Origin of the sequence: Mycoplasma leonicaptivi ATCC 49890, assembly GCF_000622205.1 — a bacterium.
Classification (GTDB): Bacteria; Bacillota_I; Bacilli_A; order Mycoplasmatales; family Metamycoplasmataceae; genus Mycoplasmopsis; species Mycoplasmopsis leonicaptivi.
The window spans coordinates 1-7,167 of sequence record NZ_JHWE01000049.1 but is presented as its reverse complement, the minus strand read 5'-3'; the positions used below and the strand labels follow the sequence as shown (position 1 = coordinate 7,167).

Below are 7,167 nucleotides of genomic sequence, written 5' to 3'. Positions count from 1 at the left end.
ATACACTCAGATCATGGTTATCAGTATTCTTCACAAGAGTATAAAAAATTAGTTGATAAAATTAATGGAAAAATTTCAATGTCTAGAGTTGGTAATTCCTTAGATAATAGAGAAGTTGAATATTTCTTTTCGATATTAAAAACAGAATGTTTATATTTAAACAAAATAAAGGAAATGACTTTTAAAGAATTAAAATCATTAATTGAATCGTTTATTGTAAAATATAATAATGAAAGATTTCAATCAAATCTTAATTGAAAAACACCTCAAGAAACTTGAAGTGCTTTAAAATTATAATTGTTTCAAATCTGTGTCCCTGTTTACAAACCAAAATGATCCTAAATTTAAATCATCAGAACATATTGCTAAATGACTTGATCTATCCAAAGATGATAAAATAAAAGTATCTTTAAAAGGTAGGTATATTAAAAAAGACCAATTCTTTACAGCTTACACTTCAAGTTTTCCAGGTAGCACAACTAACAGAACAAAAGGCAACATTCAATTAAGACACAATTATCTTTCAGGTTTTGCATGAGATAATTTTGGAGGACATAACTTAGGTCGTACTGATCAAATTTATTTCAGAGGTTCTTTTAAAGATAATAGCATAGAAGATAAACACAATTTTCAAGGTGGTTCATCTGGTACTGGATTATATGATGATGAAGGGAACTTTTTATCAATTCATGCTGGTAAAGTTGGTGATGGTGGAAATGGTTCATACCTACTAAACTCACAAAGAATGAACTTTATGGGTGAATTAAATGATTATAATGATAAATCATTTGCACATATGATACAAAGAAAAAATCGTTTATGACCAAGTAAATATGAAATGTTAACTATTTTTACAGAATTTAAGAAACCGTTTGAAAAATAAATTTAACACCTATTCATTTAGGTGTTTTTGATTTAAAATTATTAAAGGAGAAAATATGTCAAAATTAAGAAAAAAATATAAGTTATTATTAATTAGTTCTTCTGTTCTTTTAACAACTGTTCTAACTTCATGTAATCAACCTTCTAAATCATCAAATAATAAAAAAGTTGTTAAATTAGATTTTGCTAATGTTTCATTGGTTTCAAAAGATGCTAACAAACTTTCTTTTAAAATTTCAACAAGATCAATTTTAAAAGAAGGTGATATTAAAAATTTTGAAATTAAACTCAATAATATATTACCTAGTGCAATAAATATAGATCAAAATGTTGTTTTAGTAGAATTTAATAACTTAAATCAAAATGATAAATATAAATTTAATATCATAAAGATATTAAATTATGTTTATGATCTTGATAATGCAAATAATTTGTTTGCTTTTAATACAGAAAATAATCAACTTAAAATTACTAATATTAATTTTAATAAACCAATAGAAAATTCAATAGTGATGACTGGTATATATTCAGAAAAAGATTCAAAAGATAATATTATTGTCGAATATGGTTATGAGAATAACTTTATTACAAAAAAATATCTATTAATGAAGCATCATCAAATGGTATATTATTTGATAATCTTCAATATGATAAAAAATATATTATTAATAGTATAAAACTTGAAAAAACAGGTGAGTCAATAGAATTAAATACACCTAAACCAAGTTTTATTATTCAAAAAACAAGTCAAGCTATTTTAAATAATCAAAAAAGCGACATTCAAGACTTAAATATACAAAATATATCACAAAACGGTGCACAAATTAGTTTTGATATAAATCAAAACAGTAACAAAAATTACACTATTGAATTATTAAACATCACTAATAATACAACTCTTCAAAATTCTAATTTTACAAAACAAGGAAATAAAATTATTTTTAATTTAATATTAAATCCCAGTACAGAATATAAAGTTTCAAAAATATATGAAGATAATCAACTTTTAGATATTTCACAATTTGCAAATCAGACTAATTTTAAGACTTTAATTGAAAATAATAATTTAGATACTAATTCTTCTGTTGATTCAAACCAAGGTGGTATAGATAATAATAGACAAGATACTTCACAAGAACCCAAAATTATTCAAATTACAAATAATAATATATTTTCAAATATTACAAATAATTCTGCATCTCTAAACCTTGAATTAAACATAACAAGTATTAATAATGTTTTAATTAACTATCAAACCACCCAAAATAATTACCAAATAAGCGATGGATTTTCAATTACTAATAATCAAGTTCATTATAATTTAACTAATTTAAATTCTAATACCAATTATAGAGTTACAAGTATTTCAATTAATAATCAAAATATTGATATTTCACATCTTAATAAAGAATTTAGAACAAATGAAAATATTATAAATAATAATGCTATTAATTACTCACTAATGGATAGTTTTACTAACTATGATAAATTTATTGCAAAATTTAAACTACAAACAAACTTAAATATATCTCATATTAAAAAAATAGATGTAAATAATAAAAAAGGGTTGTTATTTGAATTTGATACATTATCAAATTCAAAATATAAGGATTTTATTTTTACATATAATGGAAAAGAATATAAACAAAAGTACGATGGTAATTCTAAATATTTTATAGTTGAAGTTGATAACAATGATTCAACTTCTATTTCTAATATAAAATATAATAATCAAATCCTTAATTTTTCTGGTTCAATTGAAAATAGTACAAAAACTCAAAATTCACAAAACAATTCTATTGCTTCTGTTTCAATAGTTGGTTCTGATATTGTTATATTTGCGGGTGGTTCTTTAACTCCAAACAACAAATATTTAATTACTTTTAAACCTGATATTAATAGTTATAGAAGTGATATAACACTTGAAGGTATTGTTGAAAATAACACTATAAAAATAACTAATGCACTTGATAAAATAGATCATAGTTTTGATAAATATTTCTTAACAGCTTTATATGATTTACAAACACAAAAAACTTGAACTGTTAATGAAAATTTAGCAATCAATCTTTCAAATTCTCAATTAAACTTAAATATTACAAAAATACAGTTTGCAAAAGATCCAAATAAATATAATACTTTTTTAGGTTCTATTAATGTTAATTTAAATGATAGTGATTTAAAACAACTAAAAGAAAAATACTTCAAATTATCATTCGTAGACGAACTACAAGCAAATTTACCACCCGACAACTCTACTCAACAAGCGACATATAACAGGTCTACTGGTTTTGATTGAGAACCAAGAAAAGAACGTATTGAAAATAATAAATATATTTATTTAAATTTTGATGAATTAAAATCATTTGAATTTAAAAATTTAACCCCTGGAATTAAATGAAAACTGCGCAAAGTAGAAATAGTTCATAAACATAATTTACGTACTGTCAAAGATTTTCCAATTGAAAACATTCAACAATTTGGCAATAATATTTTTAATGAAAATATTAAGCAACAAGATATTACATTTACCGATGCACTTGGTACTTCATTTACAACACGTCAAAACCATGATTCAAATATAACCTCGACTAGCGAAATGTTTGCAAAACAAAATGAAGGTGATTATAAACTTGTAAATGAAAATGGCACCGCAGATTTCAACTACACAAACTACTTAAATTTAAACAAATTTTATTTAAAAGAACTACAAAAAAAATATCACCTATTTCAAGAAGGTGAATATGGATATCCTAAAACATCTAAATATGGAACTATTAATTATAGTTTAGGTAATGTAGACTATAATTATGGAACAATTGTAGAAAACTATGCACAAAAAGAGTTTGAAGAATCTGCTGATAAAACTACTTTTACAATTAAAAAGAAATTACAAAATTTCCAAAACTTAGACGAAAACAAAGAAGCAATTATAAACTTTAACTTCTTTGCTTCTCCTAATAATATTAATCTTAGTTACTGAACCAACAATCAAAATGCATATGGTATATCATTTTCTTATAATAAATTAAAATCTGCACCAAATCAAACTTTAGATAATGTTAAAATTGATTTTATTCAAAACTGAGAAGAGTTATATAAAGCACTTTATTTAGGATTTGAAAATAATCCACAAGCAAAACCTACATTATCTGATTCACAATTAGAAGAATTAATCAACCAAAGACTTAAAGCAAAAGTTTCAATTGTTAATCAAGAACTTATTATTGAAATAAAAGCAAGAGAGGGTGTTATAAATAAAGATATTTATATGCATAATCTTTCACAAGAAGTATCAACATTTGTTGAGAAAGCACAAAATTATACTTCAATTATGTATTTAGAAGATTCAATAAAACCTTTTAAATATGTTAATGAAATCCAACAAAAATCTAATTATTTAAGATTAGATGGATTCTTATTTGAGAGAAAAAATAATTTTAAATCTATTAACCATGAAGAACAAATAAATTTTGATGCAATGGAATGAAGAACAACATCACATTTACAAAACGATGAAGTATTTAGCGATGTTATCAAACGTTCCTTTGGTGCTAACTCAGGTACATATTGATTAATTGGCAAAGTTAAACCGAGCGATCCTAATAATTATGAATTTTACGTTGCAACAAATAGACATGTTCCAAGTTCAGCATATGAAGCTGTTATCGCACCAAAAGAACATACTACAAAAGAAGATGTTTCAACATATTCTACACAAAGGAATGCATACAGTTTGCAAACAGAGCAAGTATGAGAAGCAACGGGTCAATTTAAAATTGATGGTACACCTGTCACTGGTACAAATGCTACAAAGCGTTCTGAAGCTGACTTAAAAATTATTAAAATTAATATCCAAAGCGTTATAAACAGCACGAACAATTACTCTGATAGAACTAAAATTGCAGAGCATATTAGACAATGAATGACGATAAAACCAGTAAAAATATCTAAAAAAGGTAGATATATTAAAGGACAATCTTTTGTCTCATTATACACTTCCACTTTCCCTGGCGCAAGAAATCAAGGAGCAAGAAATATTCAGGCAAGATTTAATTATTTTGCAGGAACAACAAATGAAGGAACCGATGCTGATAAGGGAAGAACAGATATTTATAGAGTGATGAGAAAATTTAAAGATTCTAAGGCAGGAGATAATAACCAGTTAGGTAGTGGTTCATCTGGTAGTGGCGTTTTTGATGATGAGGGAAATATTTATGGAATTCACATTGGTTTGGGTGGTTTATTTTCTGGTGGTTTTATAATTAATTCACAACGTATGAATTTTTTAGGTGAATTAAATGATTATAATGAAAAATCATTTGCATATGAATTACAAAGAAAAAATCGTTTATGACCTTCAAAATATGAAATACCTGACATTTTTACAGAGTTTGAAAAACCTTTTACTAAGGAATAATTAAATTAATAATATTAACAAATAGGATAAATATGACAACATTTTACATATATTTTATAAGTTCTTTGATTATCATTGCTCTTGCAATGTTTATGTTGGTTTTTTTACTTGCAAAAACATATTTTGGAAAGTGAAAAATTTTTAAAATATTAGTAAAAAGATTTAGTAAAAGACATCAAAAAAACAGAAGTTTCAAAATTATTCGAACAAGGTTTACAATACTTTGAAAAATGTGCAAAAAAAGATATGCTTTGATGAAGAGGTACCAGCAGTATATTTAGTACTCTTTTTTCAATAATAATAATTATACCAATGCTTTTATTTGATTTTAAATTCGACGATCCTGAGTATCAGATGTCTTTTTGACTAAATATTGCTACCTTAATATGTTTAATGATTTATAATCTACTCTTTGCTCCTTCATTTATTACACTAAAGAGATTTTTAAGTTTTATTAATAAGAAAAATGAACTTTTTGATTTTAATGAAATAAATATTAAAGTTGTTAATGATTATCTTTTGCCAGATCAAAAATATTTCAATAAATTTAGTATTAAAAATTCTTTAATTAATACTAGAATTAGTACTAAAAACATAATAAGGATTTTTGGTAAAGAAAAAGGTTTTATTGTCTTTCATATGCTTATAACCGATATTGCATCTGATAATCATTTTTCTAAAGAATACCAAGAATATTTATTAAAAAATTATGCAAGATTTAATAATACATAATTTTAAGTGGTATGGTAAATATCAAACATGAATTTCTTTCTTAATTTCTTTAATTTACTAATATTTACAACAACATTTTTTCAAATTGTTACAATTGTTTTTTGTCATTTATGAAGCAGAAAACATTTAATTCATATTGACGTACTAATGAATCGCTTTAAAAAACTTAAAAAAGTGATCACTGTTAATGTTTTACTTAAAAAATCTTTCGATATCACAAAATCCAAAGCTATTTTTGGTTTAAGAATGCTTAGGATAATGATTATTATCGCTTTTATATCAACAAATATTGTAGAAATTTTAAATATTTTTGAGTTAAAAGATACACAAAGACTTGCAAATGATGTTTTTTTGAATACATATTTTATTATGTGCTTTTGCAAATATAGTTTATTTAGTTGTTTATTTAAAATACAGAGCATTTATACTAAAAAATATTATCAAATATATCAAAAATAAAGATGAAAACTTTATTTTTGTTGAAAATGATTGATGTATTAATACAAAAATAGATAATTCAATAGAATACTCAGATAATAAATCTGAGGAGTTTATAGAAACATATAGAAATGACAAAACCTTTAAAAAGTTAATACATAAGATACAAAAAAGATATGATAAGGATGAATGTTTAGCAATCCTCTATATGTATGTTGTAAATCTTTCTGATGATAATATGTTTACAGTCTCAAATAAAAATTTTCTTATTAATGAATTTTGAGACTATAAAACTACCCGAGTTTCTCACTTTTGGGCATAAAAAATGCATTTTTTATCAATTCAAAAAGACTTACCTAATATATGTATATATATATATATATATATTAGGTATTTTTATAAAAATTCTTTAAAAAATTAGTTATTATTAGTTATTATTTTGATATAATATTAAGTATGAACGAAAAGAAAAATTTAATGCTTTTTAATTCAGGCGGAAGTAAAAAGGGAGCAATTTATAAATATGTAGGTTGAAGTAATGGTTTTGGAAAGAATGCAACCAAGTGATTTAGCATGGGGAACCAAGAAAAGTTGATTGCAATAAATCCTAATGCAATTGAAATCATTAAAGATACACTAAAAACCTTTACAAATCAAGATAAACCAGAAACTATAAAAACAGCATTATTTCACGC

General features: G+C 24.0%; 7 protein-coding genes and 1 pseudogene. 7 read left to right on the top strand and 1 reads right to left on the bottom strand.

What is annotated here, in order from left to right:
• From BU00_RS0103055 to BU00_RS0103045, 3 genes are all read left to right on the top strand, one after another.
• A partial coding sequence (locus tag BU00_RS0103055; RefSeq protein WP_027121439.1) for an integrase core domain-containing protein occupies nucleotides 1-297 on the top strand: 297 nt, incomplete at its 5' end.
• A gap of 13 nt (nucleotides 298-310) precedes the next feature.
• On the top strand, nucleotides 311-883 hold the full coding sequence (locus BU00_RS0103050) for a hypothetical protein (protein ID WP_027121438.1): 573 nt from the start codon (nucleotides 311-313) through the stop codon (nucleotides 881-883).
• 55 nt (nucleotides 884-938) lie between these two features.
• The gene (locus BU00_RS0103045; RefSeq protein ID WP_027121437.1) at nucleotides 939-1,559 is read left to right on the top strand and encodes a hypothetical protein; all 621 of its coding nucleotides are present in this window, start codon (nucleotides 939-941) and stop codon (nucleotides 1,557-1,559) included.
• A 181-nt stretch (nucleotides 1,560-1,740) separates the two neighbouring features.
• Here the strand turns inward: BU00_RS0103045 and BU00_RS0103040 are convergent, their stop codons facing one another.
• Nucleotides 1,741-2,103 carry a hypothetical protein gene (locus tag BU00_RS0103040; RefSeq protein WP_027121436.1) on the bottom strand — a complete coding sequence of 121 codons (363 nt, stop codon included), beginning with the start codon at nucleotides 2,101-2,103 and terminating at the stop codon, nucleotides 1,741-1,743.
• A gap of 241 nt (nucleotides 2,104-2,344) precedes the next feature.
• On the opposite strand from BU00_RS0103040, the gene BU00_RS0103035 reads away from it, so the two are divergent.
• From BU00_RS0103035 to BU00_RS04635, 4 genes and pseudogenes are all read left to right on the top strand, one after another.
• On the top strand, nucleotides 2,345-5,302 hold the full coding sequence (locus BU00_RS0103035; RefSeq protein WP_027121435.1) for a hypothetical protein: 2,958 nt from the start codon (nucleotides 2,345-2,347) through the stop codon (nucleotides 5,300-5,302).
• Nucleotides 5,303-5,614: 312 nt separating this feature from the next.
• Nucleotides 5,615-6,034 (top strand): hypothetical protein, encoded by a 420-nt coding sequence (locus BU00_RS0103030; RefSeq protein WP_156926439.1) that lies wholly within the window; start codon nucleotides 5,615-5,617, stop codon nucleotides 6,032-6,034.
• Between the two features lie 340 nt (nucleotides 6,035-6,374).
• Nucleotides 6,375-6,794 (top strand): hypothetical protein, encoded by a 420-nt coding sequence (locus BU00_RS0103025; protein WP_027121433.1) that lies wholly within the window; start codon nucleotides 6,375-6,377, stop codon nucleotides 6,792-6,794.
• 134 nt (nucleotides 6,795-6,928) lie between these two features.
• Nucleotides 6,929-7,167, top strand: a pseudogene (locus BU00_RS04635) (IS1634 family transposase); the annotation flags it as partial.